Source organism: Exiguobacterium aurantiacum, assembly GCF_001766415.1.
Lineage (GTDB): Bacteria > Bacillota > Bacilli > Exiguobacteriales > Exiguobacteriaceae > Exiguobacterium > Exiguobacterium aurantiacum_A.
This window is the reverse complement of record NZ_MKXO01000002.1, coordinates 121,939-148,179: the sequence shown is the minus strand read 5'-3', so window position 1 is coordinate 148,179 and position 26,241 is coordinate 121,939. Positions and strand designations below refer to the sequence as shown.

31 protein-coding genes are annotated in these 26,241 nt (G+C 52.5%); 6 read left to right on the top strand and 25 right to left on the bottom strand.

From position 1 onward, the window contains the following. The first annotated feature begins 12 nt into the window (after positions 1 to 12). Both BJU60_RS06645 and BJU60_RS06640 read left to right on the top strand, forming a co-directional pair. Positions 13 to 459, top strand: coding sequence for an SACOL1771 family peroxiredoxin (locus BJU60_RS06645; protein ID WP_070328116.1), 447 nt, complete (start codon positions 13 to 15; stop codon positions 457 to 459). 2 nt (positions 460 to 461) lie between these two features. Further along, positions 462 to 1,184, top strand: coding sequence for a DNA/RNA nuclease SfsA (locus tag BJU60_RS06640; protein WP_070328115.1), 723 nt, complete (start codon positions 462 to 464; stop codon positions 1,182 to 1,184). Positions 1,185 to 1,207: 23 nt separating this feature from the next. Here BJU60_RS06640 and BJU60_RS06635 read toward each other — a convergent pair whose 3' ends face one another. After that, entirely contained in the window at positions 1,208 to 1,819 is a 612-nt protein-coding gene (locus BJU60_RS06635; protein WP_070328114.1) for a stage II sporulation protein M, read from the bottom strand. A gap of 132 nt (positions 1,820 to 1,951) precedes the next feature. Between BJU60_RS06635 and BJU60_RS06630 the strand changes: the two genes are divergently transcribed. Further along, on the top strand, positions 1,952 to 3,577 hold the full coding sequence (locus BJU60_RS06630) for an ABC-F family ATP-binding cassette domain-containing protein (RefSeq protein ID WP_070328113.1): 1,626 nt from the start codon (positions 1,952 to 1,954) through the stop codon (positions 3,575 to 3,577). 35 nt (positions 3,578 to 3,612) lie between these two features. On the opposite strand, the gene BJU60_RS06625 is transcribed toward BJU60_RS06630, so the two are convergent. Continuing rightward, positions 3,613 to 4,362 (bottom strand): FixH family protein, encoded by a 750-nt coding sequence (locus BJU60_RS06625; protein ID WP_070328112.1) that lies wholly within the window; start codon positions 4,360 to 4,362, stop codon positions 3,613 to 3,615. A gap of 305 nt (positions 4,363 to 4,667) precedes the next feature. Here BJU60_RS06625 and BJU60_RS06620 point away from each other — a divergent pair, with 305 nt between their 5' ends. Further along, positions 4,668 to 5,837, top strand: coding sequence for a LysM peptidoglycan-binding domain-containing protein (locus BJU60_RS06620; RefSeq protein WP_254281663.1), 1,170 nt, complete (start codon positions 4,668 to 4,670; stop codon positions 5,835 to 5,837). Positions 5,838 to 5,874: 37 nt separating this feature from the next. On the opposite strand, the gene BJU60_RS06615 is transcribed toward BJU60_RS06620, so the two are convergent. From BJU60_RS06615 to BJU60_RS06570, 10 genes are read right to left on the bottom strand one after another with little or no spacing between them, the layout of a single operon-like run. After that, the gene (locus tag BJU60_RS06615) at positions 5,875 to 6,885 is read right to left on the bottom strand and encodes a ThiF family adenylyltransferase (protein ID WP_083274040.1); all 1,011 of its coding nucleotides are present in this window, start codon (positions 6,883 to 6,885) and stop codon (positions 5,875 to 5,877) included. Beyond that, on the bottom strand, positions 6,882 to 7,346 hold the full coding sequence (gene moaC / locus BJU60_RS06610) for a cyclic pyranopterin monophosphate synthase MoaC (RefSeq protein WP_070328110.1): 465 nt from the start codon (positions 7,344 to 7,346) through the stop codon (positions 6,882 to 6,884). The genes BJU60_RS06615 and moaC overlap by 4 nt, the downstream gene beginning before the upstream one ends. A 4-nt stretch (positions 7,347 to 7,350) precedes the next feature. After that, positions 7,351 to 7,578: a MoaD/ThiS family protein gene (locus BJU60_RS06605; protein ID WP_035385838.1), complete on the bottom strand. Its 228-nt coding sequence runs from the start codon at positions 7,576 to 7,578 to the stop codon at positions 7,351 to 7,353. After that, positions 7,575 to 8,030: a molybdenum cofactor biosynthesis protein MoaE gene (locus tag BJU60_RS06600; protein ID WP_070328109.1), complete on the bottom strand. Its 456-nt coding sequence runs from the start codon at positions 8,028 to 8,030 to the stop codon at positions 7,575 to 7,577. Before BJU60_RS06600 ends, BJU60_RS06605 begins: the two co-directional genes overlap by 4 nt. Then, the gene (mobB, locus tag BJU60_RS06595) at positions 8,008 to 8,487 is read right to left on the bottom strand and encodes a molybdopterin-guanine dinucleotide biosynthesis protein B (RefSeq protein ID WP_070328108.1); all 480 of its coding nucleotides are present in this window, start codon (positions 8,485 to 8,487) and stop codon (positions 8,008 to 8,010) included. The genes BJU60_RS06600 and mobB overlap by 23 nt, the downstream gene beginning before the upstream one ends. Further along, entirely contained in the window at positions 8,463 to 9,698 is a 1,236-nt protein-coding gene (locus BJU60_RS06590) for a molybdopterin molybdotransferase MoeA (protein WP_141737229.1), read from the bottom strand. The genes mobB and BJU60_RS06590 overlap by 25 nt, the downstream gene beginning before the upstream one ends. Next, positions 9,698 to 10,246, bottom strand: a complete 549-nt coding sequence (locus tag BJU60_RS06585; RefSeq protein ID WP_070328106.1) for a molybdenum cofactor guanylyltransferase — start codon at positions 10,244 to 10,246, stop codon at positions 9,698 to 9,700. The genes BJU60_RS06590 and BJU60_RS06585 overlap by 1 nt, the downstream gene beginning before the upstream one ends. Then, positions 10,243 to 10,746, bottom strand: a complete 504-nt coding sequence (locus BJU60_RS06580) for a MogA/MoaB family molybdenum cofactor biosynthesis protein (protein ID WP_070328105.1) — start codon at positions 10,744 to 10,746, stop codon at positions 10,243 to 10,245. The genes BJU60_RS06585 and BJU60_RS06580 overlap by 4 nt, the downstream gene beginning before the upstream one ends. 4 nt (positions 10,747 to 10,750) lie before the next feature. Beyond that, positions 10,751 to 11,761, bottom strand: a complete 1,011-nt coding sequence (moaA, locus tag BJU60_RS06575) for a GTP 3',8-cyclase MoaA (RefSeq protein WP_083274039.1) — start codon at positions 11,759 to 11,761, stop codon at positions 10,751 to 10,753. A gap of 59 nt (positions 11,762 to 11,820) precedes the next feature. Further along, a complete protein-coding gene (locus BJU60_RS06570) occupies positions 11,821 to 13,137 on the bottom strand; it encodes an MFS transporter (protein ID WP_070328103.1) in 1,317 nt (438 codons plus the stop codon). Between the two features lie 222 nt (positions 13,138 to 13,359). On the opposite strand from BJU60_RS06570, the gene BJU60_RS06565 reads away from it, so the two are divergent. Further along, entirely contained in the window at positions 13,360 to 13,872 is a 513-nt protein-coding gene (locus BJU60_RS06565) for a hypothetical protein (RefSeq protein ID WP_236633528.1), read from the top strand. Here the strand turns inward: BJU60_RS06565 and BJU60_RS06560 are convergent, their stop codons facing one another. The 7 genes from BJU60_RS06560 to BJU60_RS06530 form a co-directional block, all read right to left on the bottom strand. Beyond that, on the bottom strand, positions 13,873 to 14,565 hold the full coding sequence (locus BJU60_RS06560; protein WP_070328101.1) for a Crp/Fnr family transcriptional regulator: 693 nt from the start codon (positions 14,563 to 14,565) through the stop codon (positions 13,873 to 13,875). It abuts the gene before it with no gap. Positions 14,566 to 14,678: 113 nt separating this feature from the next. Beyond that, a complete protein-coding gene (locus BJU60_RS06555) occupies positions 14,679 to 14,879 on the bottom strand; it encodes a hypothetical protein (protein WP_070328100.1) in 201 nt (66 codons plus the stop codon). Then, the gene (locus BJU60_RS06550) at positions 14,869 to 15,375 is read right to left on the bottom strand and encodes a ubiquinol-cytochrome c reductase iron-sulfur subunit (RefSeq protein ID WP_070328099.1); all 507 of its coding nucleotides are present in this window, start codon (positions 15,373 to 15,375) and stop codon (positions 14,869 to 14,871) included. The genes BJU60_RS06555 and BJU60_RS06550 overlap by 11 nt, the downstream gene beginning before the upstream one ends. Positions 15,376 to 15,395: 20 nt before the next feature. Continuing rightward, a complete protein-coding gene (locus BJU60_RS06545; protein ID WP_070328098.1) occupies positions 15,396 to 15,938 on the bottom strand; it encodes a 4Fe-4S dicluster domain-containing protein in 543 nt (180 codons plus the stop codon). After that, positions 15,935 to 18,181, bottom strand: a complete 2,247-nt coding sequence (locus tag BJU60_RS06540) for a molybdopterin oxidoreductase family protein (protein WP_070328097.1) — start codon at positions 18,179 to 18,181, stop codon at positions 15,935 to 15,937. The genes BJU60_RS06545 and BJU60_RS06540 overlap by 4 nt, the downstream gene beginning before the upstream one ends. Next, the gene (locus BJU60_RS06535) at positions 18,174 to 18,428 is read right to left on the bottom strand and encodes a hypothetical protein (protein ID WP_070328096.1); all 255 of its coding nucleotides are present in this window, start codon (positions 18,426 to 18,428) and stop codon (positions 18,174 to 18,176) included. Before BJU60_RS06535 ends, BJU60_RS06540 begins: the two co-directional genes overlap by 8 nt. Positions 18,429 to 18,441: 13 nt before the next feature. Continuing rightward, positions 18,442 to 19,557, bottom strand: a complete 1,116-nt coding sequence (locus BJU60_RS06530; protein WP_070328095.1) for an MFS transporter — start codon at positions 19,555 to 19,557, stop codon at positions 18,442 to 18,444. Between the two features lie 133 nt (positions 19,558 to 19,690). Between BJU60_RS06530 and BJU60_RS06525 the strand changes: the two genes are divergently transcribed. Then, the gene (locus tag BJU60_RS06525) at positions 19,691 to 20,062 is read left to right on the top strand and encodes a DUF3221 domain-containing protein (protein WP_070328094.1); all 372 of its coding nucleotides are present in this window, start codon (positions 19,691 to 19,693) and stop codon (positions 20,060 to 20,062) included. Here the strand turns inward: BJU60_RS06525 and modB are convergent. The 6 genes from modB to BJU60_RS06495 form a co-directional block, all read right to left on the bottom strand. Next, entirely contained in the window at positions 20,059 to 20,700 is a 642-nt protein-coding gene (gene modB / locus BJU60_RS06520) for a molybdate ABC transporter permease subunit (RefSeq protein ID WP_070328093.1), read from the bottom strand. The two genes, BJU60_RS06525 and modB, sit on opposite strands and share 4 nt — an antisense overlap. Continuing rightward, positions 20,697 to 21,434, bottom strand: a complete 738-nt coding sequence (gene modA / locus BJU60_RS06515) for a molybdate ABC transporter substrate-binding protein (RefSeq protein ID WP_070328092.1) — start codon at positions 21,432 to 21,434, stop codon at positions 20,697 to 20,699. Before modA ends, modB begins: the two co-directional genes overlap by 4 nt. Before the next feature lie 110 nt (positions 21,435 to 21,544). Continuing rightward, positions 21,545 to 22,252: an iron-sulfur cluster repair di-iron protein gene (gene ric / locus BJU60_RS06510; RefSeq protein WP_070328091.1), complete on the bottom strand. Its 708-nt coding sequence runs from the start codon at positions 22,250 to 22,252 to the stop codon at positions 21,545 to 21,547. A gap of 148 nt (positions 22,253 to 22,400) precedes the next feature. Then, positions 22,401 to 23,681, bottom strand: a complete 1,281-nt coding sequence (aceA, locus tag BJU60_RS06505) for an isocitrate lyase (protein ID WP_070328090.1) — start codon at positions 23,679 to 23,681, stop codon at positions 22,401 to 22,403. 66 nt (positions 23,682 to 23,747) lie between these two features. Then, positions 23,748 to 24,044, bottom strand: a complete 297-nt coding sequence (locus BJU60_RS06500) for a hypothetical protein (RefSeq protein ID WP_070328089.1) — start codon at positions 24,042 to 24,044, stop codon at positions 23,748 to 23,750. Next, positions 24,041 to 26,233 (bottom strand): malate synthase G, encoded by a 2,193-nt coding sequence (locus tag BJU60_RS06495; RefSeq protein ID WP_070328088.1) that lies wholly within the window; start codon positions 26,231 to 26,233, stop codon positions 24,041 to 24,043. Before BJU60_RS06495 ends, BJU60_RS06500 begins: the two co-directional genes overlap by 4 nt. Between the last annotated feature and the right edge of the window lie 8 nt (positions 26,234 to 26,241).

Sequence of the window (26,241 nt, the reverse complement as noted above, 5' to 3'; positions counted from 1 at the left end):
GAGGCGATTTTTATGAAGCATACGTTTCACATGAACCTTGACTGGACCGGCGGACGTAACGACGTCGGCACGATCGAGGCCGAACGGTTGAAGACGCAAATTTCGATTCCCCCGGAAATGGACGGACCTGGTATCGGGACGAATCCCGATGAGATGCTCCTCGGAGCTGCGGCGACGTGCTATATCATCACGCTCGCGGCCATGCTTGGACGGAGCGATCTTTCCCATCAAGGCATCACGATCGACGCCGAAGGTATCGTCGACGTGACGAACGGCGTGTTCACATACGAGACGATCCGTTATAAAACGGTGATCAACGTCCGCGCTGCGGCGACCGACCGGGATATCACGCTCGTCGAACGGATTGCTAAGAAAGCGAAAGATGGCTGTATGATTTCACGCGCCTTGGCCGGCAACGTGACGTTCGAGCTCGACACGACGGTCGTCCGCACGGGCTGACGATGTACCGGTTTGAACGACCGTTAAAAGAAGGGGTGATCGTCAAGCGGCGCAACCGCTTCGTCATGGACGTGTTGCTCGATGACAAGATTGTCGCGTGCCACTGTCCGGTCACAGGGCGAATCGGTGATCTCGTCTTCGACGGTGTGCCTTGCCTCGTCTCGGCGGCAAACAATCCGCGACGCCACACTTCTTTCACGGTGGAAGCCATCTCGATTGACCGGGACAAGCGCTGGATCGGCATCCATCAAGGACGGGCCAACGACTACGTCGAACATCTCTTGAAAGCGGACGCTTTGCCGGTCTTTCCGTCTCCAGAACGTGTCGAACGTGAAATTGTGTCAGGCGGTTCACGCCTCGATTTCAAAGTCGATGCAGTCTACATGGAAGTGAAAACACCGCTGACGGAACTGTTCGTGACGCCGCTCCCTCGCTTTGAAGGAAACGCAAGGCAAACCCCTGTCGAGACGAAACGGTTCATCCGTCATCTTGAAACACTGATCGCGACGTTGCCACAAGCAGGACGGGCCGTTTTATTGTATGTCTTCTTATATGACGCGCCCATCTTCACCGGCAATCCGAAGCGGAGACACGACGAGAAGATCCGCCGGCTGATCCGTGACGCGATCGCGGACGGGTTCGAAGTCTGGCAGTTGAACTGCGAAGTCACCATAGAAGGCATCACCCCGCTGCGCTGTCTCGAGACGACACATCACTTCAAATAAAAAAAGCCATCCTGCGATGACTTTCATTGCAGCAAAAGCGGTGTGACGTACGCCTCGATGACAGCAGAGACAGCGAGGAGCGGGACCGCGATGAACAGGAACGTCTTGACCCCTGCGAACAATAACGCTTTGAACGTGACGTCCGTCTCTTTTCCTCGTAACTTCTTCCATACATGACGGTTGAGCGACAGTCCCATCGCCGCCCCGAGCAGAATCGCCGAGATCTCGGTGACGCCGTGCGGTAAAATCCCGAGAACGAGCACTTTAATGACCGACTCGCCCGTGAAACCGACGAGCATGGCGACGAGGCCGATGACGGCGGCGTTGATGACGACGAACACATATGGGATGAAGAGTGGGATCATCCCGAGCAAGAAGGCGAGCAACGTGACACGTGTATTGTTCACGAACAAGGCGATCATCATGTCACGTGGACTCGAGTCGAACGTCAGCCCGCTCGCTTCAAACGATTCGCCGAGTTGGGCTAAAATCTCATCGACTTGTTCGGCCGCGACGAACGTGCGGAATAACCAATACGAGACGACGCCTGTCACGAAGAACACGAGCAACAGTCGGACGAAATCTTTGCGGTAGTAGTCGTTCCACGCCTCGCGGATCGATAGTGATGTTTTCATGAACGATTCCCCCTTATCCATTCATACGAATCCGTTCCACATTTGTTTCATATTTACCCGCGACTGCGCGTTTTTAAAAAACGTGATACAATACACGTCGTAAACAAATCAGAAAAACGAGGTATTCTATACATGATTACAGTAAATAACGTAAGTCTTCAATTCGGTGGCCGTAAGTTGTTCGAAGACGTGAACATCAAGTTCACACCAGGCAACTGTTACGGCTTGATCGGCGCGAACGGTGCCGGTAAATCAACATTCTTGAAAATTCTTGCCGGTGAGCAAGAGACGTCAACGGGTGACGTCAGCTTCTCACCTGGCGAACGTCTCGCCGTCCTTAAACAGGACCATTATGCGTACGAAGACCAGGCTGTGCTTGAAACAGTCATCAAAGGCCATGAGCGCTTGTATCAAGTCATGAAAGAAAAAGATGCAATCTATATGAAAGAAGATTTCTCTGACGAAGACGGCATGCGTGCCGCTGAACTCGAAGGTGAATTCGCTGAGATGAACGGTTGGGAAGCCGAGTCGGAAGCCGCAACCGTGCTTCAAGGTCTTGGCATCACTGACGCGTCGCACCATAAACTCATGAGCGAGCTCACGGGTGGCGAGAAGGTCAAGGTACTCCTTGCCCAAGCGTTGTTCGGTAAGCCAGACATCTTGCTCCTCGATGAGCCGACGAACGGACTTGACATCAAAGCGATTCAATGGCTCGAAGAGTTCTTGATCAACTTCGAGAACACTGTCATCGTCGTTTCCCACGACCGTCACTTCTTGAACAAAGTTTGTACGCACATGGCTGACCTCGACTTCGGTAAGATTCAACTGTACGTCGGGAACTACGACTTCTGGTACGAGTCGAGCCAACTCGCATCGCGCATGGCCAACGACCAGAACAAGAAAAAAGAAGAGAAGATCAAAGAGCTCCAAAACTTTATCGCCCGTTTCAGCTCGAACGCCTCGAAGGCGCGTCAAGCGACGTCGCGTAAAAAGTTGCTCGATAAGATCACACTGGACGACATCCGTCCGTCATCACGCCGTTATCCGTTCGTCGGTTTCTCGATGGAACGTGAAATCGGAAATGACGTCTTGTACGTCGACAACGTCTCGAAGACGATCGACGGTGTCAAAGTACTCGACAACGTCACGTTCTCATTGAACAAGATGGACAAAGTCGCTTTCGTCGGTCGCAACGACGTCGCCATCACGACGCTCTTCAAGATCCTCATGGGTGAGATGGAGCCAGACACGGGTACGGTCAAATGGGGCGTGACGACGATCCAGTCGTACTTCCCGAAAGACAACTCGGAATACTTCGAAGGCTCAGATAAGAGCATCTTGGACTGGTTACGCCAGTTCTCGCCAGCTGACGAGTCAGATACGTTCCTCCGTGGTTTCCTCGGCCGTATGCTCTTCTCTGGCGAAGAAGTCATGAAGAAAGCGTCTGTCCTCTCAGGGGGAGAGAAAGTTCGTTGCATGCTCTCGAAGATGATGCTCTCGAACTCGAACGTGCTCGTCCTTGACGATCCGACGAACCACTTGGACCTCGAATCGATCACAGCGCTCAACAACGGACTCGAGACGTTCAAAGGCGTACTCCTCTTCAGCTCACATGACCATCAGCTCATCTCAACGATTGCGACACGCATCATCGAAGTGACGCCGAACGGGATTGTCGACAAAGAAGCGACGTACGACCAGTTCCTCGAGAACGAATCGCTTCAACAACAAGTCGAATCACTTTACCAAAACGCATAATAAAAATCGATCGGCGCGTGCGCCGATCGATTTTTTTAATTGACCTCGACTGTCTCCATGACGTGTTCATGAATGTCGTGTCCTTTCGTCACATGGACTTGGACGTTGTACGTACCGGTCTCCGGGAACGTATGCTCACCCGCATAGCTTCCGTTTTCCGTCTCCTCAAGCTTCACCCAATCGTGCTTATCCGCACCGTCTTTGAATACTTCAAGTTGAACGTCCGCACCTGTCAGCGCCTCATGGTCAATTTCAACGTTGACGGTGAACGGGCTCGCTTCATTCGCCGTCACTTGCTTTGGATCGAGTGTGATATCAGCCCCGGCATGTTGGTGATGGTCCGTTTCAGCCTCGGCTTCAGCTTCTGTTTCTGGATGACCGACCGTCACCTTCGCTGTCGGCATCGTATGCATCGCCCGCGCCGTCACGTGGACTTGCACCGTATAGACCGCTTCATCCGCAAACGTTGCTTCCGTCTCATAGACCCCGTCTTCTGTGAGCGAAGCTTTCATCATCTCACTCTCTTCTTTGGCGCCGTTCTTCCACACTTCGAACTTGATCTCGTCCGCATCATCGACCCCTTTGCCGTCTTGCGTGACGCGAACCGATAACGTGACCGCTTCATCTATTTTCGCTGTCGCCGGTACGTTCAATTCTGCTTCGACGGGCTCCATCGACTGCACCGTCTCCGTCGCATTGTCCGCCTCTTCTGTCCCGCATGCCCCAAGGACGAACAGACCGATTATTCCTGTCGCCATCCCGATTCGTTTCACTGTTTGTCTCATCATGAATCCCCCTAGTTAATCGCTTACACGCTTCACACATTGTTCATGATATCATCCTTTTTCAGGAATTGTGTGATGATTTTGTGATATTTACCACGTCTTCCGCTCATAAATTGAACACAAAATTTGAGAGTCATTATCCAAAAATTCCTTTGCCTATTTTTAGGATTATAACGTGTTTCGGAACAAAACGGGGTATATAAAATATATACACAGCTCAATATATGGAAAGCCTTGACACCAAGATACATACACCAAGAATGGAGGCGAAAGGAAAAATGAAGAGCAAATTTGTACGGTTATTGATGGCTTTGTTGATCATGCTGGCACCGTTAGTCACCTATCCAAAATCAGCTGATGCCGCTGCTTCGAAGTTCATAACGAGCGTGAACACGACGAGTAAAGTCGTGGCGTTGACGTTCGATGACGGAGCGGATGGTGCGAATACGAACAAGATTTTGGACATACTTGCCAAGAACAACGTCAAAGCCACTTTCTTTTTGACTGGAACCGGCGCCAACCACCATCCTCAATACATTAAAAACATCGCAGCTAAAGGTCACCAAGTAGGTAACCACTCGTATAACCATCCGGATTTCACCAAATTGACTGCTGCGCAAATGAAATCTCAACTCGATCAGACTGAGAAGATCGTCAAAGCCCTTACCGGTAAAACGACAAAACCGATCTTCCGGGCTCCGTTTGGCGCCGTGAACAGCGCCGTCTTGAGCGGTGTCGGTGCTGCCGGCTACGCTTATACGATCCAATGGAACATCGATACGATTGACTGGAAAGGACTCACTGCTAGCCAAATCAATACGAAAGTCCAAACGAACATCAAACCAGGATCGATCGTCCTCATGCACACCGGTGCTGGTGCGCCAGGCACACCGCTCGCCTTGCCGACGATGATCTCGCAACTGAAAGCAAAAGGCTACAAATTCGTGACCGTCTCGCAACTACTTGCTCTCCAGTCGTCTTCGACGTCTAAAACGTACACCGTCAAATCAGGCGACACACTCTATAGCATCGCTCGGGCTTACAACGTCACAGTCGCTGCACTCGCTGCCGCCAACAAGATCACGAACTACAACTTGATCAGTGTCGGTCAAGTGCTCGTCATTCCAGGAACAAGCGTCACGCCACCCCCAACGACGACTGTCAAATATACGGTAAAAGCAGGCGATACACTCTACAAGATTGCGACACTGTACAAAACGACCGTCGCCAAAATCGCTGCTGCCAATAACATCACCAACATCAACCTGATCAGCGTCGGTCAAGTCCTGGTCATCCCAGGAACAACCGTCACTCCTCCGCCAGCGACGACCGTGAAGTATACCGTCAAGTCAGGCGACACGCTCTATAAGATTGCGACGACATATAATACGACCGTCGCCAAAATCGCTGCCGCCAACAACATCACGAACATCAATTTGATCAGCGTCGGTCAAGTGCTCACGATTCCTCGTTAAAAAAAAGGCAGTTCGTCGACTGACGAACTGCCTTTTCTTATTGTCCGAGACACTCATCGACCATGGCGACTGCAACATGCGGGTCGTTGACACCGTGGACGAGGACCCGACCATCTTTGAATAAGAGCATCCGGTGACCACGCCACCGCCATTCTAACGTGAATGGCGTCTTTTTCATTGTGATGTCAGCGCGCTCAAGTTGGTTCGCGATCGGCTCAAGTCCTTCGATGGACCGACGAACTTGAACAACGTCACGTCCGCATAGAAGAGCCGTCTGTTGCCGGTTCGAGACGAGACTCGGATACTCGTTCTGTTGGCACGACGGACACGCCACATCGACAAGCCGTTCGACATCGAGTCGTTGTGACTGATTTTCCCATAAGTCCTCAATCAAAAGTCGACGTTCCAATTTCTCATGACGGCCCGTCAAATATTTCAACGCCTCGACAGCTTGCCGGCTCGCGACGTGGTGGACGATTGGCGCCACGACTCCGGCTGTCGCACACGTCTGCCCAGCGAGCGGCAAGTGGCGCATGAGACAGCGGAGACAAGGTGCCTCACCCGGCAATACGGTATAGTTCATGCCATACGCCCCGACGCAAGAAGCGAACAAGAACGGAATGCCTCGCTCGAGCGCGAAATCGTTCAACAACAGACGTGTCTCGACGTTGTCCGTCGCGTCCAAGACGAGGTCGACGTGAGGCAAGGGACGAAGCCAGTCCCACGAGACGTCGGCGATGTGCGCGTCGATTTCAACGTCTCCGTTGATTGCTCGCAACCGCTCAAGCGCAGCGATTGCTTTCGGCGTCTCCGCTGTCGCGTCTTGTTCCGTATACAGCGTTTGCCGTTGCAGGTTCGTCACTTCCACATAATCCCGGTCGACGATGACGAGTCCGACACCGGCCCGAACGAGCTGATCGGTCACAGCCGCACCGAGCGCACCGAGACCGACGACAAGTACGCGCTTTGTCATCAGTTCCGCTTGCCCGTCCGCCCCGATTCCATGAAAACGGGCTTGCCGTGCATAACGTTCCGACAGGTGTGTCATCGGATATAGTCTCCTGACTTCCCGCCGTGCTTCTCGAGCAAGTAGGTCGGTCCAATGACGATGCCTTTATCGACGGCTTTCGTCATATCGTAAACGGTCAACGCCGCAATCGTCGCGGCCGTCAATGCTTCCATCTCGACACCGGTATCACCTTTTGTTTTAACGAATGATTCGATGATGAGATTGGTGCCGTCCCATTCAAACGTTAAATCAATTTTCTTCAAGGCGAGCGGATGACACATCGGGATGATCCGGCTCGTCTCTTTGGCGGCCATGATTCCGGCTACTTGTGCCACAGCGAGGACGTCACCTTTCTCAAGCCCGCCGTTTGTGATGAGCTGTTTGAGCGAACTACTCAATTCGACCGATGTCCGGGCGCGAGCAGTTCGCGTCGTTTCTTCTTTTCCTGATACGTCGACCATCCACGCTCGTCCCTGTCCATTCATATGCGTCAATTCCATCGTGTCACCCTCCACTCACCATCGGGATCACAGCGACCGTGTCGCCGGCCTCGACCACATACTCGTCAGTCTCATAGCGTTCGTTGACCGCGAACATGAGACGCTCTGCACCCGACACGCCCCTGTCCGACAATCCTTTGCGCAGGGAAGCGATTGTTTGCGGAGCGGGAACTGTATAAGATCGAACTGACAATTCTTCTGCCACGTGGGCAAAACATAATACTTTAATCATTTAAGCGTCACTCCTTCCGGGCGTCCAGGCTGCTGTTCTTTTTGATCTCCGATCCATTTCGTGCCATCCGTCCAGTGCTCCCGTTTCCAAATCGGGACAATTTCCTTAATTCGTTCGATTGCGTACCGGTTCGCCTCGTAAGCGTCGGCGCGGTGGGCCGAGCTTGTCGCAATCACGACCGCTTCTTCCAAAATATCGAGCCGGCCAATTCGGTGATGAATCGCAGTTAAAGCGCCAGGCCAACGCTCATCGACTTCTTTCGCGATTTGTTCGAGCATTTTCTCGGCCATCGGCACGTAGGATTCGTACTCGAGCAGTTCGGTCTGTTTCGTTCCGGTCATCTCCCTTACCGTTCCGATAAACAGGACGACGGCCCCGACGTTTCGGTGCCGGACCGCTTCGTAGAGTGCCATCGGCTCGAGGGGACGTTCATTCACTTGATACCAGTTCATATGCCATCCACCCTTCCACCGAACTCATCAAGCGATTCCGGTCTTTCACGGAATCACCGATTGCGATCACATTCGTCAAGTTGACCGGTTGTTCAAAACCTTCTCGAACGAGTACCACTTTCGGATAGTTTTTCTGCTTGTAGCCTTCAATGAGCAGCACATCGACGTGCGCTTCATACCAATTCACGAGTAATTCAAACGTGTCGACGGCTTCCCACTCGATGAACGTCCCGTTCTCACTGATCACACTCGATAACACGGCTCCGGCTAGGGCGTGGCGATGCGAGTCAGTCATTGGCAGGTCGAGCGCCCCTCCATGTCCGTGGTGTTTGATCACCCCGACACGGAGCCCCGTCGCCGACAACCGTTCTGTCAGTTCGGAAACGAACGATGTCTTTCCGCTATTTTGATAGCCGACCACTTGCAAGATCGTCAAAGTTGATCGATGATTCGACATCGTACCATGTCCCCTTTCTGAAATCCTCTCGTCCCGCCCGGTAGATGGATCAACGCGTTACATGACGCGAGTGAGGAGACGATACCCGACTTATCTTTTCCGCTCGGATGAACGACCGCGTGTCCGGTCGAATCAATCGTCACATGGGCACGTACGAACCGGTCGAACGGATTCGGTTTCGAAAAATCAACACCGAGTTCCGCCTGTACGACCGTACGCTCGGCTTGTCCATATAGCGTCTTCATATATGTCCCGACAAACAATTCCGTACCGACGAAGCAAGCGGACGGATTCCCGGATAACCCGAACAACAATCGGCCTTCGACGTTCGCGACCGTCGTGACGGACCCCGGGCGCATCCCGACTTTGTTGAACAATACAGACGCACCGAGTGCTTCGTAAACGTCCGGTAAGTAGTCAAAATCTCCGACCGACACTCCACCCGTCGTGACGATGGCGTCACTCGTGTGTAGCGCCTCTTCAATCGCATGTTTTGTCGCGAGAAACGTATCGGGAAGAATCCCGCCATATACCGCTCTCCCGCCGAGCGCCTCGATCTGAGCAAGAATCATATAGGCGTTGGAATTGTAAATTTGACCCTCAGCTTTTCTCTGCCCTGGTTCGGCGAGTTCATCCCCTGTCGCGAACACAGTAATCCACGGTTTTGTGAACACCTCGACCCGCTCGTAGCCGAATGTCGCGAGCAAGGCAATGATGCCGGGGTTGATACGGGTGCCACGATTCACGATATGAGCACCGGTCGCCACGTCTTCCCCACGATAGGAGATGTTTTTATCTCGGACAGGACGTTTGAATGTTACTCGTTGTTCATCTGCCTGAACGATTTCGAGCATGACGACCGCGTCTGCCCCGTCTGGGATTTTAGCACCCGTCATGATGCGGATGGCGTGACCGTCTAACAGCGGTGGACCGACGTGCCCCGCTCCTTGCACGTATTGAACGGACAAGGTCACCGGCTCGTCACGGCTCGCTGACATCAAGTCGACAGCTCGGACCGCAAAACCGTCATACGGCGATTTATCAAAGGCTGGGACGTCATGCGTCGCGATGAGGTCCGTCGCGAGAATACGTCCGTTCGCCTCATGCAGCATGACTGTCTCTATTGCGGGCTCACCCGTCGCTTCTCGGACGAGTGATATCGCTTCATCGATTGCGAGCGGTTTGCGAAACAACGTCGATACCTTCTCCATCAGTCCACTTCCTTCCGTAGCACCGCCGCATAATCGCTCGGTGTGTTCACGTTTTTAAACCAATCCCGTTCATCAAACGTGACGATCGTCGCGGCTGCCACATGAGGCATGACCGCCCGCTCGCCTCGTCTTAACGCGTCTTCAAATCGTGGTAACATCGACCGCGGATACAAGGCGATGAGCGGATGCAGTCTGTCGTCCGCAACAGCGACAACCGGGCGACCATCTCGTTCTAAGGCGAGCCGCTCATATACTTCTGAAGGAAGCAGCGGCGTGTCACACGCACAGACAGCGTACCAGTCGTCAGGCTTTTGACGCATCACGGTGACGATGCCGGCGAGCGGTCCCATGCCTCGCCATTCGAAAGTATCTTCAAGCTGATAATCGTCGGTCACCATGCCGGCTGGTACGACGCTCCATTGTGCTGTCGTCGTCGAGACGAGCGTCTGCCTGGCCCGTTCTTCAAACGATGCGCCTTGATAACGGGCCTGCCATTTCGGAGACCCGAACCGGCGCGATCGGCCCCCTGCCAAGACGATTCCAATCATCGCGTCGCTTCCCAGACGATGTGCGAAAGTTCAGGTAAAATCAATCGTGTCATCGCCAAATCGACGGCTCCGCGTGAACCTGGCATCGAGAAAATGATGGTATTTCCAATGCGTCCAGCCAAGGCCCGTGACAACATCGCAGCCGGACCGATGTCTTCCGTGAAGCTGACATGACGGAACAACTCACCAAAGCCGACCATTTCGCGGTCGAGCAGCGGCCGGATCGTTTCAATCGTGACGTCACGTTTTGTAATGCCCGTACCGCCGGTCGTCAAGATGACGTCCATGTTTTCGTCGACCATTCGTTTGACGGCCGCTTCGATTTCTGTCGCATCGTCCTTTGTGATCTCACGATATGTGACCGTGTGCGCGTTCTCTTTTAATAACGTGCAAATATGTTCGCCAGACACGTCCGTATCGAGCGTGCGTGTATCTGAAATCGTTAAAATGGCTGCCTTGACGCTCTTCATGTTTTGATGTGCGTGATTGTGTGCTTGCATGTCTCTATCCTCCGATATAACTCATTTCAATACGATTGCGTGTCCGATTCCCTGTCCGTGTTCGCTCTTCTGAATAACGGTCGTCGCGTACTTCCCACACCATCTTCAGTGTCATGGCGATGAGATCATCGCTCGCCCCGCTGCGGAGCAGTTCACGAATATCAGTCCCGTCTTCAGCGAAAAGACACGTATACCATTTACCGTCACTCGACAGGCGGCCTCGCGTACACGTCCCGCAGAACGGTTGACTGACCGATGAGATGAAACCGACTTGCGCTCCATCGGTGTAACTGTAACGTTGTGCGACTTCTCCTAGTGATTCAGGTGCAAGTGGTTCGAGTAATCCATTTCGTTGTTTCAACACCTCGAGAATCGATTCAGAAGAAACGACATGCTCGACGTTCCACTCGTTCGCCGTGCCGACGTCCATGAATTCGATGTATCGGAGCGTGATATTTCGCTCTTTGAAGTAAGCGGCCATCGGCGCGACTTCGTGATCGTTCCAACCTTTTCTGACGACCATATTCACTTTCACTTCAAGACCTTGCCGTTTCGCCTCATCAATGCCACGGAGGACTGCCTCCGGTGACGTGCCCCGACCGTTCATCATCCCGAACGTCTCGGGCGATAAGGCATCAAGACTGACGTTAACCCGGTCGAGCCCGGCTTGTTTCAATACTTTAGCCATTCGCTCCAAGTAGACGCCGTTCGTCGTCAAACCGATCGTCTCGATCGTCGTGACGGTGCGGAGGCGGCGAATCAACTCATCAAGATTTGGCCTGAGCAGCGGTTCGCCCCCAGTCAAACGAATTTTTCTCACACCATGTGGCGCAACGATGCGAACGAACCGCTCGATTTCGTCAAACGACAACAGCTCATCTCGTTTTAAGAATTGATGGTGGCGGAACGCCTCTTCCGGCATACAATAGCGGCAACGGAAGTTACATTTATCAATGACCGAGATGCGTAAATCTTCTAACGGTCGTCTCCGTCGATCAGTCCATGGTGTCATCATGATTCATCCTCTCTGTCAATCAACGACAGAAGGGACTATCAAAGTCCCTTCCTCGGTTGTCAGCGAATCGGTTTTTCAGCCCCGTTTCGCAAGTAGTAGTAAATCGTGGTCGCGATCGAAATCGCATAAAGTCCGAGCATGACGAACAGCGCACCGTTGAATGAGCCGACGAGTTCAAGCGACCAACCGAACATCTTCGGAATGAAGAACGCTCCATATGCCGCGAACGCTGCCGAGAACCCGACAACGGCTGGTGTTTTCGTCGCCACGAACACGTGTGGGATCATCGCGAACGTCGCACCTGAGTTGAGGCCGGTCGCAATGAACAAGACGACGAACGACAAGAAGAACATTGTCAAGTTGTTGTTCGTGATGGCCATGATGACCGATATCGTCCCGAGCGCCATGATACCGAACACGACGAGCGTCACCTTGGCCGCTCCGACCTTGTCGCTAATCCAGCCTCCAAACGGGCGCGAAGATGCGCCGAGGAACGCTCCTAGAAACGCGAGCGCCATCAAATCCGATTCAGGGAATTTCAACTTTAAAATCATCGGGAATGCTGCCGCATAGCCGATGAACGAGCCGAATGCAGCGGTATAGAGCAACGTTTGAATCCAAAAATGCTTTTCTTTGAATACACTCGCCTGATCACGGAGCGACTGGCGTGCGGTCGGTAAATTATCCATAAACCAATACGCACAGAGAGCCAACACAATCGTCGGGACGACCCAGAGGAGCGCGGCGTTTTGTAGCCAAATCTGTTGACCAGTCTCCGTCACAAGCGCGTTCCCGCCGATGAACCCGAAAATACTTGTCGTAATGACGAGCGGAGTGATCAATTGAACGAGCGAGACACCCAAGTTTCCGATACCTCCGTTAATGCCAAGCGCCGTTCCTTTTTTCGCTTTCGGATAAAACGCACCAATGTTAGCGTTTGAAGAAGAGAAATTCCCACCTCCGAGGCCACAGAGGGCGGCTAAAATCATGAATACCCAATAAGGTGTGTTCACGTTCTGGACAGCGTAAGCGATGCCGAGAAGCGGCAACAACAGCACCGACGTCGAGAAGATCGTCCAGTTCCTTCCGCCGAATATACTGTTCGCAAACGTATAGAAAAAGCGCAACGTCGCCCCGACGAGTCCAGGTAGTGCGGCCAGTGTGAACAACTGACCTTGTGTAAAGCTAAACCCGATTGAATTCAATTGAACGGCCGCGACCGACCACATCTGCCAGACGATAAACGCGAGTGTCAATGCCGGAACGGAGACGAGCAAGTTCCGATTGGCGACTTGTTTTCCCGTCCCTTCCCAAAACCCTGCATCCTCTGGCGTCCACTCGGCGAGCGCGTGCGATCCTTTGTCTAATTGTTGCATTGTCTATTCCTCCTCTTAACGGTTCAATTCGTACCCTAATCCCATCCTATCGACCCCCCTATAAAAAAAGTGTGCCTTCTTTCACACTTATTTCGCATTTTGATAGTTTTAATTGCCCTGTCATCAATCTGTGACAATATCTTCTTCTTTTTGTTTCTGTGACATTGAACACAGAAAATCCCTCCCCAATTCCTTACGATAAGGAATAGAGGAGGGATGAAGATGTCACATCTGATTCAAATTCAATGCACACCAGAGGTTCGACTGGCGCTGCAACCATATTTCTATAGTCAAGACGGTGCCCACGTGTTTCGTGTCTTCGGCACGTCGATTGCCGAAGCTACGTTTACAGAGGACGGGATCGAGCTGACGTTTCCACTCGAAAGCCCGATGGAAGAGCTAGAGGCGCTTCACAACTTGCTCGTTCGAATCGATACCCACCACGACGTAACGATTGAGGATTCAAAAGCTGTCATTGGCTATTTAAGAGACGGAACGACGGTAACCGTCTACCGCCAGTTCAAACGCTGGCTAGACTTTTTAGCAGCCGCCCGTGTCCGTTCGATGGAAGGCGTCGTCGTTGAGGTCCGCGCAAACGGCGTCAAACTTGCCGAAGGTGTACTCCGGTCTTACGAACTGGTTGAAGACGGTGCGTTTTATGTATCGGCCTGCACAATCGAGGCCGACGGATTAGAACATTTCGAAGGCGAGCTAGCGCTTGCCGCCGTCATGTGATCAATCGATGACACAGACCGAGACGGGACAGTCTTCACAATGGTTGAGTAGCTTTAACCGTGCTAGGTCATGGATGATGATTTGACGAGACGGCAACGAGATGACGCCGTCTTGCGCGAGCTCGTTCAACATACGGTTCACGCGTTCACGCGATGTGCCGCAATAGTTGGCGAGCTCTTGGTTTTTGAGTTTCAAATCGATGAGAATTCCATCTTCCACTTCAACCCCATAACTGTTCGCCATTCGAATGAGCGTCGAGTAGAGCGCTCCCTTTTTCCCGTTCAATACTAAGTCTCGGAATTTTGTATGTTGTTTCCGCATATGTTCATTGATCATAATCATGAACTCGCGAACAAACTCAGGATTTGACGATAAAATCATCGTTTCAATCCGGTCAATTTTGACGGCATAAATCTCGCTATCCTCTAACGCTTTCGCGTTGAATAAATATCTTGGTTCGATCGCGAACAGCGTCAATTCTCCGCAACAAGCCTCCGCACTCAAACAACGTAACGTCAACTCTTTCCCGTTCTCGGTCAATTTCGAGATTTGGATCAGCCCGCTTTTTACAATATAAAATTCAGACGCATCCTCCTGCTCCCGAAACAAGAAACCATTTTTTGGAACATGGATGATCCGATGGGCCAATTTTTTCGTTTCATCGAGCACCATCGTTTTACTAGAGTGAGTCATTTCCACCGACCTTCCTAAAAAAAACCTGTGCAATTTAGAAGCTTGACTTCATTTTAAACACAAATACCTTTGAAACGCAATCAACATTTGGAAGCGCTTCAAAGGGCAGGTTATTATTTATCACTATATTCAATTTTCTTCCAATATCGATATAACAATATAATCAAGCCGACATTTATAATGGCGATGCTCATGAATAGACGCATCGAGGCGTGGTCGTACACCATATAGCTTTCGATTGTATATTGAAATAGAACCATATTCGTTGCCAATAAAATGACAAGACCGATTAAACTCCATACTTTAGGCCCCATGATGAATCTCTCTTCCGACCGCAAAGATCTTCCCGTTCTCGATCTCAAGCAAGATTTTAGGAAGTTCTCGCTGTGGCGGTCCTGACTGCGGTTGACCGTCGACACTAAAATAACCGCGGTGGCATGGACATAAGAGCACGTCTTCTTCTTCCACATAGAACACCGGACACTGCAAATGCGTACATTTATTATTATAGGCGACAAACTCGCCGGTCTTCAAATGGACGAGAAGTGACGGTTCCGTCCCCGGATATTCGAATTCAAGCGATTTTCCCTGTTCGAGCGCCTCGACCGTCGTGATGAACTGACGGTCGGTTCTCGGCTCGCTGCGGACGAAAGTTGCGATATTGAACGGGATTGTCGCGAGACCGAGCGCGATGCCGGCACCGAACGTCGACTTGATGAACGCGCGGCGATTCAATTTCACATCGTCAGCTCGGCTCAAGTTATCAACGAGTCCGGATAAGCGTTCCCGGTCTTTTGGTTCTTTTGACATAAGTCATCTTCCTTTCTTCCTCAGTCGGAATAGACGCCAAAGAATTCAGGGACGTAATTCCACTTATCGTCTTGGGATGGTTTTTTCCCTTCAATCATGTTCATTTGCACGCGCTGGCGGCGCAATTGCATCATCTCGTCATGATCGATGAAGCGAATCGCATCCGACGGACAAACAGACGCACACATCGGCGCGATATCATGTTTTGAGCGGTCATAGCACATGTCACACTTGTACATCTTGTTCTTCTCAAAATCGAACTTCGGAATCCCGAACGGGCAGGCGAACGTACAGTTGCGGCAGCCGATACATTTTTCTTCCGAAGCGGACAACACGACGCCTTCTGGAGTGATTTGAATCGCATTGGCCGGGCAGACCTGGGCACAGGCCGGATTTTTACATTGCATGCAGATCATCGGGAAAGTCTGACGGCTCTCCGAGAAATCGATGTAGTCAACGTAGTTCCGCTCGAGCCCATCGTGGTCCCCGCATTCCCGACAAGCAGCTTGACAGGCCCGACAGCCGATACAGCGTTCAAATTCTAAATACATGACCTTATTCATTTTGTAGGAACCTCCTCATCCATGATGTGACAGCTCGTCGCAATCGCATGGTCCGCCATGAACGGCACGCTCGAACCGAGTGGAACCGTCAACGGGTTAACGTGCAGCGGGGTGTTAGCCGGCAATTTTTTCATTTTAACCGCACATACTTTGAATTCGGGCATGCGTGACATCGGGTCAAGGCACGGATTCGTCAATTGGTTGATCGCGAGCTCTTTGCCCCAGTGGTAAGGGACGAAGACCGTGTCTTTTCGAATCGCTTTTGTTAAACGTGCTTCGACGATCATGGAGCCGCGGCGTGTCTTCAATTCGACTTTGTCGCCCGTTTGAAGACCATAGCTTGATGCGAGCTCAGGATGAATCTCAACGAACGGCAGTTTTGACATCGTGCTCAAGAAATCGATGCGTCGTGTCTGGTTCCCCGTAAGGTAGTGGAAGACGACCCGACCTGTCGTGAGCGTGACCGGATATTCTTCATTCGCGTATTCTCCCGCCGGACGATACGTGACGACCGGTAGATTCGCCTTCCCGTTCGCCGTCCCAAAGCGCTCTTTGAACATCGTCGGTGTACCAGGATGATCTTCGGACGGACACGGCCAGAACACGCCGTATTCGTTGTCGATCCGATCCCACGTGATACCGGAATAATCAGCCGGTCCGCCTTTCGTGGCGATCCGAAACTCTTCCCAAATCTCAAGCGGCGTTTCGTACGGGAAGTATTGTCCACGGCCCATTCGTTCAGCGATTCGTTTCATGATTTCCCAATCTGGGAGCGACTCTCCGAGCGGCTCACGGACTTTTCGAATCCGAATCACTCGTCCTTCTAAATTCGTTGTCGTCCCTTCATCTTCCGCCCAAGAACAAGCAGGCAACACGACGTCCGCGAACTCACAAGATTCAGACATGAAGAAGTCACTGACGACGAAGAAGTCAAGCTTGTTGAAACTGTCCCAGACGTATGGAAGGTTCGGTGCCGACACGGCCGGGTTCGAGCACATGAGATGCATCGCTCGAATCGTCCCAGCTTGAATTTCATCAAACATCTCGAACGCGGAAACGCCTGGTTTCGGCATTTCGGAAGGATCGATGCCCCAGACCCCGCTCACATATTCGACCGCTTTCGGGTCGGTGAGTTTGCGGTATCCTGGCAACAAGTCGGCTTTTTGTCCGTGCTCGCGCCCACCTTGTCCGTTGCCTTGTCCGGTCATCGTCGCAACGCCAGAGGCGAATTTCCCGATCATGCCACGCAGAAGTGCCATCGATGTGTAGAGCGATACGTTGTCGACCCCTTTTGACTGTTGCTCGACACCACGAGCGAACAACATGACTGATCGTGGGCTCTTCCCATAAATATGACCAGCTTTTTCAATTTTTTCGATCGCGACCCCAGTCACTTCGCTCGTTCGTTCGAGCGACCAGTCCCGGACGGACGCCTTCAACTCTTCGTAGTTATCGCAGCGTTCGTCTACGTAAGCTTGATCGACGTAGTCGTGTTCGACGAGGAAGTTGAGCAACCCCATCGCGAGCGCCGCATCCGTTCCCGGTTTCAAATCGAGGTGGACGTCGGCCACGCGTGCCATCGGAATCTCGCGCGGGTCGGCCACGATGATCTTGGCCCCTTTATCTTTTGCTTTCCAAATATGTTGCGTCGTCGTCGGATGACATTCGGCGATGTTCGAACCGGCGACGAAGAACGTGTCGACGTGCTCAAACTCGGTCCACGGCAGCGTCGCCCCGCGGTCGATCCCGAGCGTCTTCAAAAATCCGCCGGCAGCCGACGACATACAGAAACGTCCGTTATAGTCGATGAACCGTGTCCCGAGCGCTACGCGAGCATACTTCCCGACGAGGTAACACTTCTCGTTCGTCATCGAGACACCACCGAAGACGGAAACCGCATCTTTTCCATGCTCCCGTTGGATCCGTTTGAAGTTCTCTTCAATCACGTCGAGCGCTTCTTCCCATGTCGCTTGTTCGAACTTTCCGTTCCGTTTGATGAGTGGTGTCAAAATGCGGTCTGGGTGCTCGATCGTCTGATAGGCAGTGACCCCTTTCGGACAAAGCTTTCCTTTGTTGACCGGAAAATCATAGCGGGGTTCAACCCCTTTTACGGCCCCTGTCTTCTCATCGACGCGAATGTGCATGCCGCACTGCATCCCGCAGTAGCAACAATGGGTCGTAATCAATTTCTCGCCCGGTTTGATTAAATTTTGTACTTCTGGCGACGTTAAAAAGTCACTCATCGTCTTCCCCTCCATAGAACGTTTCCGCTCTTCGTTTTGAAAATCCACTGACGTGATAGCCGTTGATCGTTTGAAGCGGATAATGCATTCCATCACTTCCAGACCGCCCTAACGCCGAATCGAGACGGGCCCGACGACGACAGGCATGACAGAGATCTTGGACCGTGTGTGCCTCGTCTACTTTCACGAGTTGATCCGACCCTTCGAGCAATTGTTTCACTTGTTCGATCTCTTCATGCGTACCCATCGGTTCTCCGCATTTAACGCACAGGTGTCTCATCTTTCGTCTCCTTTGGGCGCCCGAATCCCGGCATCGACATGCCCGTGTTCGTATCGACCGGGTGTGTCGGCAACTGACCGTTCATTAAATTCAACTGCATCTTCACGCGCATCGAACGGCGACACGGTTGGCAATAGTCAGACAGTTGTGTCCCATCTTGCAAGCCGAGCTGGATTGTCTGCGCTTGTAGGATGGCCTGGACGTCCTCGACTTGATTGTCCGTCGCATAGCGTGTGCCACATCCGGCACAGACGCGTGTCTCGTCCGCTTCGACTTCCCGATAGTTCATCGGTACACTAGCAGCCATCGGGCGGACCGGTAAGTGAAACAGCTTGCCGAACGGGAAGTAACATAAAAAGATGATGACCGTCAATTGATGGAACAAGGCGAGCTCATGATGGATGAATCCACCGAAGAACACGTACGAAACAGTTAATAACAAACCCGATACAGTGACGATGAGCAACATGAGGAGCGGCAAGATATCAAACTCGAACCGCTGTGTCACTTTTACGTCTTGATCGTTGATGCGGCGATAAAGCGCCATGAGCACCCCGACTAAAAGCATGAGCGCGGTGATGTTCAAGCCGTTATAGACCATCTCGGCGAACAGCCCGTGAGCGGCCATCTTGATCGTCGGAATATTAAAGACGACGATTTGATACGTCTCGATGTCGATCAAATCAAAACGCATCCATTGGAACGTCAAACCGAACGTGATGGCGAACGATCCGAGGCATCCCCAAGCGATTAACATATGCTGGGTCCAGCGGTACCATCCACGCTCCCAAATAAATTTCTGCAAGACGATGTTGTTGACCGTCGTCGCGGCGATCGCTTTACTGGCACGCTTCTTTTCTGATTTCATCTGTTTGAGACTTCGCTTCAACACTTGCGAGGTGGCCGGCCGGGCAAAGAATAACGTCAACCGGACGACCATCCCGATCATACAGATGACGGCCGCAATGTAATAACCAAACAACGCCATATCCACATGTTCAAATCCTGCCGAGGCAACCCACGTCGAGAGCACCAAGACGGTAAATCCTACGAACGACCACTTCGCGGCGGTCGAATAAAAATGACGATCAGTCATATGTGTTCCCCCTTCTCTTTCCGAACGACTTCATAGTTTCATCATAAAGATGACATCTAGACTTAACTGTTACTTTTTTCACAGATAAGCGATTCGAGACGTGACAGAATAATGAACGAAGGAGGCGCACGCTATGAAATCTTCTATTAAAATATTTTTGTTTCTGACCATCACGGCCATGCTCGTCGTCTTTTCCATCGGTTTCGTCTTCGCCAACCGGGCGACGACCGAACCGGACGTCGAAGGCTATGTGATCGAAGTGAATGAATCTGACCGCACCGCCCTCATCATCAGCGGCATCAGTGCGGAAGAGGCAAAACTGACCGCTGATGCGTTGTTCGCACGAGCCGAACCTGAAAACGTGAGCTGGTTCAAATTTCAAGTGAAGGCAACGTTCGAACAGATCGAGGTCGGCGATCACGTTCATATTTGGAAAAAGACCGGTCCGAGCATTCTCAACACTCCGAACCGATCTTATGTGAAAAAAGTCGACGTGCTCGACTAATATTGACGCTTTCCGTAACGTTCGCTCAGCCACAAGACTAAAAACGCCAGGCCGACCAACCATCCGCTCCAAATGAGCGCTTGGGTCATGTCCCCGTTTAACGTGGCCATATAAATCGCCGTGGCGAGCGTCATCGTCTCGCCCGGAATATTCCCAGCAATCATCATCGTGATACCAAATTCCCCGATCGAACGGGCAAATCCGAGGACGAATCCGCTCGTCAAAGCGGGTAAAAGAAGCGGAATCGTGACATACGTGAACAGTTGACGTTCCGTTCCACCGAGCACGCGACCGGCCTCGTACCATTCCGCATCCAACTGTTTTAACCCGAGCCGAATCGTCTGGTAGACGAGCGGGAAAGCCGCCAAGGCGGCGGCGATGATGTTCGCTTGTTTCGTGAACAAGATGGTAACCGGCAACAGTCCACCGATCCCGTTGTTGCCAAGAACGATCAACGCGTATAAACCAATCACGGTCGGCGGCAAGATGAGCGGCAATAAAAATAGCGTCTCGAGCAACCATTTCCCTTTAAACTGGCGATGATGCATGAGATAGGCGGCCCCGAACGCGAGGACGAAGGCAAGCATCGTCGCGATAAACCCGACTTCGAAAGTAAGTTGCAGTGGGGACTGCGTCATTTAGAAAACCCCTTTGCTAAAAAAATCGCTTGAATATCGTCATCGAATAAACGCTCATATACGTCACGCACATATGGACCATGCGTCAAACGGACAGCCGGATAGGAGATGATGCCGGTCGCTTCAAGCGAGACGGCTTGAATCGCTGCGACACCTTCTGTCAGCTCTGTTTTATACACGAATCCCCCATTCGCATCCCCTTGCTCGACGAGCGTAAGCACTTGTCTCACGTTTTGGGCAAAGATAATCCGAGATTTCACCTGTCCCCATACTTCCGCTTCATCCAACGCCGTTTTCGCATAACGGCCTGCCGGAACGTTCACCGGGTCTCCAATGACGATTCGGGCGCACAACTCCAATTCCTGCCACTCACTCGTGCAACTTTTTCCCTTTGGGGTCACAAACCACAACTCGTTTTTCAAGAACGCATCCCGGTCTAACACGGGCACCTGCAACTTGTCGACATCCTCCTCACTAGCGGCTAAAAAGATGTCAGCCGGAGACCCGTGATTGATTTGGGATCGTAAGGCGCCACTCCCGTTCGTGACGACGCGGATGTCGACGTCGCCGAGTTCGGCTTCAAGTTGTCGTTCCACATGCTCTAGGACTGGTCCTAAACTCGCCGCCGCTAAAATCGTCACGGTCTCGTCATGGGCGCCAGAAGGACTTGACCAGATTTGACTCAATAACAGGACGACCGCTACCCCGACGATGACTCCACTCACCCGCTTCATGATTGATCACTCCTTTGCTTCTCCTTTATCGTAGCGATTGACTCGCGTTCCTTCTGTATCAAATGTCACAAAAATACACCTCCACGTGATGGAGGTGTAAATTGTATCTGTCAGACAAGCGTACGTGCACGCGGGAACAAAACATTGTTCTCAAGGTGAATGTGTTCGAACGTATCTGATTCTAGTGCCTCTAGACGTTGGTAGACGAGTCGATACGTCCCACACGCACCTTCAGGCGGCGTATAGTCGTTCGTAATGTGACGAAGTTCTTTCAAAATGTCACCGGCCGCTGCATGTTCCGACTCGAGCGCTTCTAAAATGGTCATAATCTCACGTTCCGTCTCAGCCGTCGGTGCCGACTCATGTCGAAGCAACATCGGGAAGTCTTCCATCTCTTCTTTGACGATATGCTGTTCAAGTTCCACTTTCAATTGATTGAACAACTGATGGATGCGTCCAAGGTGTGGATGGTTTTGTCCATGCACGCGGAATACTTTCGTCACATATGGTGTGAGCTGTGGCAATTCATCCGTCAAAAATTGGTGATGCTTATAAATAATATGCTCAATCAATTCCGAAGACGAAGCTGCATCCCAATCGATGCTCGTTTCGTTCATCTCCTGTTTGCGTCGATAGAGCGCGTTGACTTCTTCTAAAATATCTTCCGTCGATCGTTTCGACTTGTCTGTCGCTTCAGCGAGCGGTCGATTGCCGCCGCAACAAAAATCGATTCGATTCCGTTTAAAAATGTCTGCTGCTTGCGGGCATTGCTTGACGATTTCAGATACGTGCGTGTCGCTCGTGAATGTTTGTGTCATCTGTCATAACCTCCATGTTCGTTTTGACATGTTCAGCGTAGCAAGCGTTCAACTTTAAAAATGTGAAATACGTCACATTTAAGCAACTAAAATCGACTCGTTCCATATTTAGACACACAAAAAAAGCCCCTTTTTCAAGGGGCGTTCGTCAATGTGATGGCGTTTCAAACTGTTCCGCCTCGGTCGATCCAGCGAGCGCGGTCGTCGACGACTGTCCGCTCGAGATGACGAGTGAGACTTCATCGAAGTAGCCGGTGCCGACTTCACGCTGATGGCGCGTCGCCGTGTAGCCGTGTTGTTCGGCCGCAAATTCGGCTTGTTGTAACTCAGAATATGCTGCCATCCCACGATCTTTATAGCCGCGGGCGAGCTCGAACATGCCGAAGTTGAGCGAATGGAACCCGGCGAGTGTGACGAATTGGAACTTGTAGCCCATCGCCCCGATCTCTTGTTGGAACGTCGCGATCTCGTCGTCAGACAGCTTCTTCTTCCAGTTGAACGAAGGCGAACAGTTGTAGGCGAGCATTTTTCCAGGATACTTCGCATGGATTGCGTCCGCGAACTGGCGTGCTTCTTGCAAGTCCGGTTCCGACGTCTCGCACCAGACGAGATCGGCGTAAGGCGCATAGGCGAGACCGCGGGCGATCGCCTGCTCGATGCCGGCCTCGGTCCGGTAGAAGCCTTCCGGCGTCCGGTCGCCGACGATGAACGGATGGTCAATCGGGTCGATGTCACTTGTGATCAAGTTGGCCGCATGCGCGTCCGTCCGGGCGACGATGATCGTCGATACGCCCATGACGTCTGCTGCTAGGCGCGCCGCGATCAAGTTTTTCACAGCCGTTTGCGTCGGGAGCAATACTTTACCGCCGAGGTGACCACACTTTTTCTCCGAAGACAGCTGGTCTTCTAAGTGGACACCGGCCGCACCAGACTCGATCATCGCTTTCGTCAGCTCGAAGACGTTGAGCACACCGCCGAACCCAGCTTCCATATCGGCGACGATCGGCGCGAACCAGTGCGTATCCCCTTTCCCTTCCGCCGTTTGAATCTGATCGGCCCGTTGCAGCGCCTGATTGATTCGCTTGACGACGCTCGGTACCGAGTTGGCCGGGTACAGGCTTTGGTCCGGATACATATGCCCTGATAAGTTCGCATCAGCGGCGACTTGCCAGCCGCTTAAGTAGATGGCCTCAAGCCCCGCCTTCACTTGTTGGATCGCCTGATTTCCGGTGAGCGCCCCGAGCGCGTGGACGTAATCCCGTTTGTGGAGCAGGTCCCACAGACGTTCCGACCCTTTCGTCGCGAGCGTATGTTCGATCAAGACCGATCCACGAAGCTTCATGACGTCGTCGACTCCGTACGGACGCTCGACCCCGTCAAACCGTTCCGACTGAAAAACCTTCTCGAGTTGCATGCGTTGTTCATTCATTGTTATTCCTCCTGTATTATATTAGTTTTGTTTTAATTAAATTGTTATATAACAGATGTTGCAAACTTAATCCAAGTAGGCGCAGCATTCGAGTGCCGACTTGAACGTCGAATGTTCCATCCCACAACTGCGGCAGACGTTTTCCTCGTCCCGCTCTTCTGGTTTGCGGAATACGACGACTTCCTCGACCGGTTCTTTCATGATTTGGAGCGAACCGTCCGTCCGATCGAGCACGAGGCGCATCAAGTCGTTGCCATATACGAATGCGGTATTGGCGAGCGTCGCTGTCGACTCTCCAGAGACGATGCGGCGGACGACCCAACGTTCGATTAACTGTTCGCTTTCGATTTTTTTCGTTGTCATGATGATGCTCCTCCTTTTAAGTTCAATTCAAGTGTCGACTGTGTCAAAAACTGACGGCGGCGGCGATGCAAGATCGGTTCCGTGTACCCGCTTGGCGAATCCGTTCCTTGGAACACTAAGTCTTTTGCTGCTTGATACGCGATCGAGTCGGTCACGTCCGGCGTCATTGGCCGGTAGTTCGGGTCGGCCGCGTTCTGCTTGTCGACGACTTCAGCCATCCGGTACATCGTCGCTTCGACTTGCTCACGCTTACAGACACCATGATAGAGCCAGTTGGCCACGTGTTGGCTCGAGATGCGGAGCGTCGCCCGGTCCTCCATCAACCCGATATGGTGGATGTCCGGCACTTTCGAGCAGCCGACACCTTGCTCGACCCAGCGGACGACATAACCGAGCAGCCCTTGCAGGTTGTTCTCGAGTTCCTCCCTCACTTCATCGTCTGTATAGACGCGTGTCGCGAGCGGAATCTCGAGCAGGCGTTTCCGTTCGCTGTCGATATCGAACGGCCGTTGCACCAACTCCCGTTGGACACGGAACGCATCCACTTGATGGTAATGGAGCGCGTGGAGCGTCGCGGCCGTCGGCGACGGGACCCAGGCGGTCGTCGCGCCGGACTCAGCATGGGCGACTTTCTCCCGCATCATGTCGCGCATCTTATCAGGCATCGCCCACATCCCTTTGCCGATTTGGGCTTGTTGATAGAAGTCGGCCGCGAGTCCGGTCAAGACGTTCAAGCGTTCGTAGGCATCGAGCCAAGCCGACGTCTTCATTTCGCCTTTCTTGCGCATCGGCCCAAACGTGAGCGACGTATGGATCTCGTCACCGGTCCGGTCAAGAAAACCGGTATTGATGAAGACGATCCGCCCCTTCACGCGTTCGATGCAGTTTTTCAAGTTGAGCGACGTCCGTCTCTCCTCGTCCATCACACCGACTTTGAGCGTATGGCGCGGCAAGTCGAGCACGTCTTCGATCGCGTCGAACAAGTCGTTCGTGAACGTGACTTCCTTTGAACCGTGCATTTTCGGTTTGACGATGTAGATCGACCGTTCCCGCGAGTTCCGTTTTGAGTCGAGGTGACGGCTCGCGATCAGTGACGTGAAGATGCCGTCAAGGATTCCTTCCGGTACTTCCCTTCCTTGATTGTCGAGCATCAAATCTGTCGTCATCAAGTGACCGACGTTCCGAATGAACAATAAAGAGCGTCCCGGCAGCACGACGTCTCGTCCGTTTCTGCCTGTGTAGCGGCGGTCTTCATTCAGTTGGCGCTTGAGGGGCTTGCCGCCTTTCGTGAACGTCGCTTCGAGCGTGCCGTCCATCAGTCCGAGCCAGTTTTTGTACAGGTGGACCTTGTCCCGAGCGTTGACGGCTGCGACCGAGTCCTCACAGTCGACGATGGCCGATAAGGCAGACTCGAGTTCGATATCGGTGAGCCCTGCCCCATCCGTGCGGCCGATCGGATGGTTCCGGTCAAATTTCAGTTCGGCGTGGAGGCCGTTATGGACGAGCACTAAGCTCGTCGGACTGTCCGGATTCCCGACGTAACCGACGAAACAGTCATTGCTGAACGGGACGTCTTGTCCGTTGATGATGGCGTATGGTTCATCGGCGCGAACCGCGTATCCTTCCGCGTCCCGGTGCGAACCCGTTAGAAGCGGGAACGTGTCGTCGAGGTATTGTTTGGCGTAAGCGATGACCGCTTTACCCCGGACCGGATTGTAGCCGGCCGACTTCGTTTTTCCGTCCGCTTCATCGATGACGTCCGTTCCATACAGCGCGTCATAAAGACTTCCCCAGCGTGCGTTCGCCGCGTTCAGGGCATAGCGTGCGTTGTCGAGCGGGACGACGAGCTGTGGTCCGGCTTGCTGTGTGATCTCCGAATCGACACCTGAGACGTCGATACTAAAATCAGGGACGACCGGTTCGATGTAGCCGATCGATTGGAGGAAGCGTTCGTAGCCGACAAGGTCAAAGTCTTGTTTCTGTTCGCTGTACCACTTCTGTAACAGTCGCTCAAACGACTCCCGTTCGTGAAGCAACGCCTCATTTCGAGGAATGAACTCGTCTAGTATGCGCTCGACTCCTTGCCAAAACTGATGCCCCGTCTCTGCTCCTGGCAATACATGAGCCGAGACGAAGTCGAGGAGCTCCTGATGTACGCGATAAGTTCCTACTTGTGTATACTGTTCCAAGCCTTCAC

Bases quoted from the DNA above. Each gene is read 5' to 3' on its own strand.
- ric (WP_070328091.1), bottom strand. From the start codon at position 22,252: ATGACACAAACATTCACGAGCGACACGCACGTATCTGAAATCGTCAAG.
- BJU60_RS06625 (WP_070328112.1), bottom strand. From the start codon at position 4,362: ATGAGACAAACAGTGAAACGAATCGGGATGGCGACAGGAATAATCGGT.
- BJU60_RS06530 (WP_070328095.1), bottom strand. From the start codon at position 19,557: ATGACTGATCGTCATTTTTATTCGACCGCCGCGAAGTGGTCGTTCGTA.
- BJU60_RS06550 (WP_070328099.1), bottom strand. From the start codon at position 15,375: ATGTCAAAAGAACCAAAAGACCGGGAACGCTTATCCGGACTCGTTGAT.
- BJU60_RS06620 (WP_254281663.1), top strand. From the start codon at position 4,668: ATGGCTTTGTTGATCATGCTGGCACCGTTAGTCACCTATCCAAAATCA.
- BJU60_RS06500 (WP_070328089.1), bottom strand. From the start codon at position 24,044: ATGACAACGAAAAAAATCGAAAGCGAACAGTTAATCGAACGTTGGGTC.
- BJU60_RS06565 (WP_236633528.1), top strand. From the start codon at position 13,360: ATGTCACATCTGATTCAAATTCAATGCACACCAGAGGTTCGACTGGCG.
- BJU60_RS06580 (WP_070328105.1), bottom strand. From the start codon at position 10,746: ATGCAAGCACACAATCACGCACATCAAAACATGAAGAGCGTCAAGGCA.
- modB (WP_070328093.1), bottom strand. From the start codon at position 20,700: ATGACGCAGTCCCCACTGCAACTTACTTTCGAAGTCGGGTTTATCGCG.
- moaC (WP_070328110.1), bottom strand. From the start codon at position 7,346: ATGGAATTGACGCATATGAATGGACAGGGACGAGCGTGGATGGTCGAC.
- BJU60_RS06525 (WP_070328094.1), top strand. From the start codon at position 19,691: ATGAAATCTTCTATTAAAATATTTTTGTTTCTGACCATCACGGCCATG.
- BJU60_RS06540 (WP_070328097.1), bottom strand. From the start codon at position 18,181: ATGAGTGACTTTTTAACGTCGCCAGAAGTACAAAATTTAATCAAACCG.
- BJU60_RS06545 (WP_070328098.1), bottom strand. From the start codon at position 15,938: ATGAATAAGGTCATGTATTTAGAATTTGAACGCTGTATCGGCTGTCGG.
- BJU60_RS06535 (WP_070328096.1), bottom strand. From the start codon at position 18,428: ATGGGTACGCATGAAGAGATCGAACAAGTGAAACAATTGCTCGAAGGG.
- BJU60_RS06615 (WP_083274040.1), bottom strand. From the start codon at position 6,885: ATGACACACCTGTCGGAACGTTATGCACGGCAAGCCCGTTTTCATGGA.
- BJU60_RS06570 (WP_070328103.1), bottom strand. From the start codon at position 13,137: ATGCAACAATTAGACAAAGGATCGCACGCGCTCGCCGAGTGGACGCCA.
- aceA (WP_070328090.1), bottom strand. From the start codon at position 23,681: ATGAATGAACAACGCATGCAACTCGAGAAGGTTTTTCAGTCGGAACGG.
- BJU60_RS06630 (WP_070328113.1), top strand. From the start codon at position 1,952: ATGATTACAGTAAATAACGTAAGTCTTCAATTCGGTGGCCGTAAGTTG.
- BJU60_RS06560 (WP_070328101.1), bottom strand. From the start codon at position 14,565: ATGACTCACTCTAGTAAAACGATGGTGCTCGATGAAACGAAAAAATTG.
- BJU60_RS06600 (WP_070328109.1), bottom strand. From the start codon at position 8,030: ATGAACTGGTATCAAGTGAATGAACGTCCCCTCGAGCCGATGGCACTC.
- BJU60_RS06645 (WP_070328116.1), top strand. From the start codon at position 13: ATGAAGCATACGTTTCACATGAACCTTGACTGGACCGGCGGACGTAAC.
- BJU60_RS06555 (WP_070328100.1), bottom strand. From the start codon at position 14,879: ATGGGGCCTAAAGTATGGAGTTTAATCGGTCTTGTCATTTTATTGGCA.
- BJU60_RS06585 (WP_070328106.1), bottom strand. From the start codon at position 10,246: ATGATTGGAATCGTCTTGGCAGGGGGCCGATCGCGCCGGTTCGGGTCT.
- modA (WP_070328092.1), bottom strand. From the start codon at position 21,434: ATGAAGCGGGTGAGTGGAGTCATCGTCGGGGTAGCGGTCGTCCTGTTA.
- moaA (WP_083274039.1), bottom strand. From the start codon at position 11,761: ATGATGACACCATGGACTGATCGACGGAGACGACCGTTAGAAGATTTA.
- BJU60_RS06640 (WP_070328115.1), top strand. From the start codon at position 462: ATGTACCGGTTTGAACGACCGTTAAAAGAAGGGGTGATCGTCAAGCGG.
- mobB (WP_070328108.1), bottom strand. From the start codon at position 8,487: ATGTCGAATCATCGATCAACTTTGACGATCTTGCAAGTGGTCGGCTAT.
- BJU60_RS06635 (WP_070328114.1), bottom strand. From the start codon at position 1,819: ATGAAAACATCACTATCGATCCGCGAGGCGTGGAACGACTACTACCGC.
- BJU60_RS06590 (WP_141737229.1), bottom strand. From the start codon at position 9,698: ATGGAGAAGGTATCGACGTTGTTTCGCAAACCGCTCGCAATCGATGAA.
- BJU60_RS06605 (WP_035385838.1), bottom strand. From the start codon at position 7,578: ATGATTAAAGTATTATGTTTTGCCCACGTGGCAGAAGAATTGTCAGTT.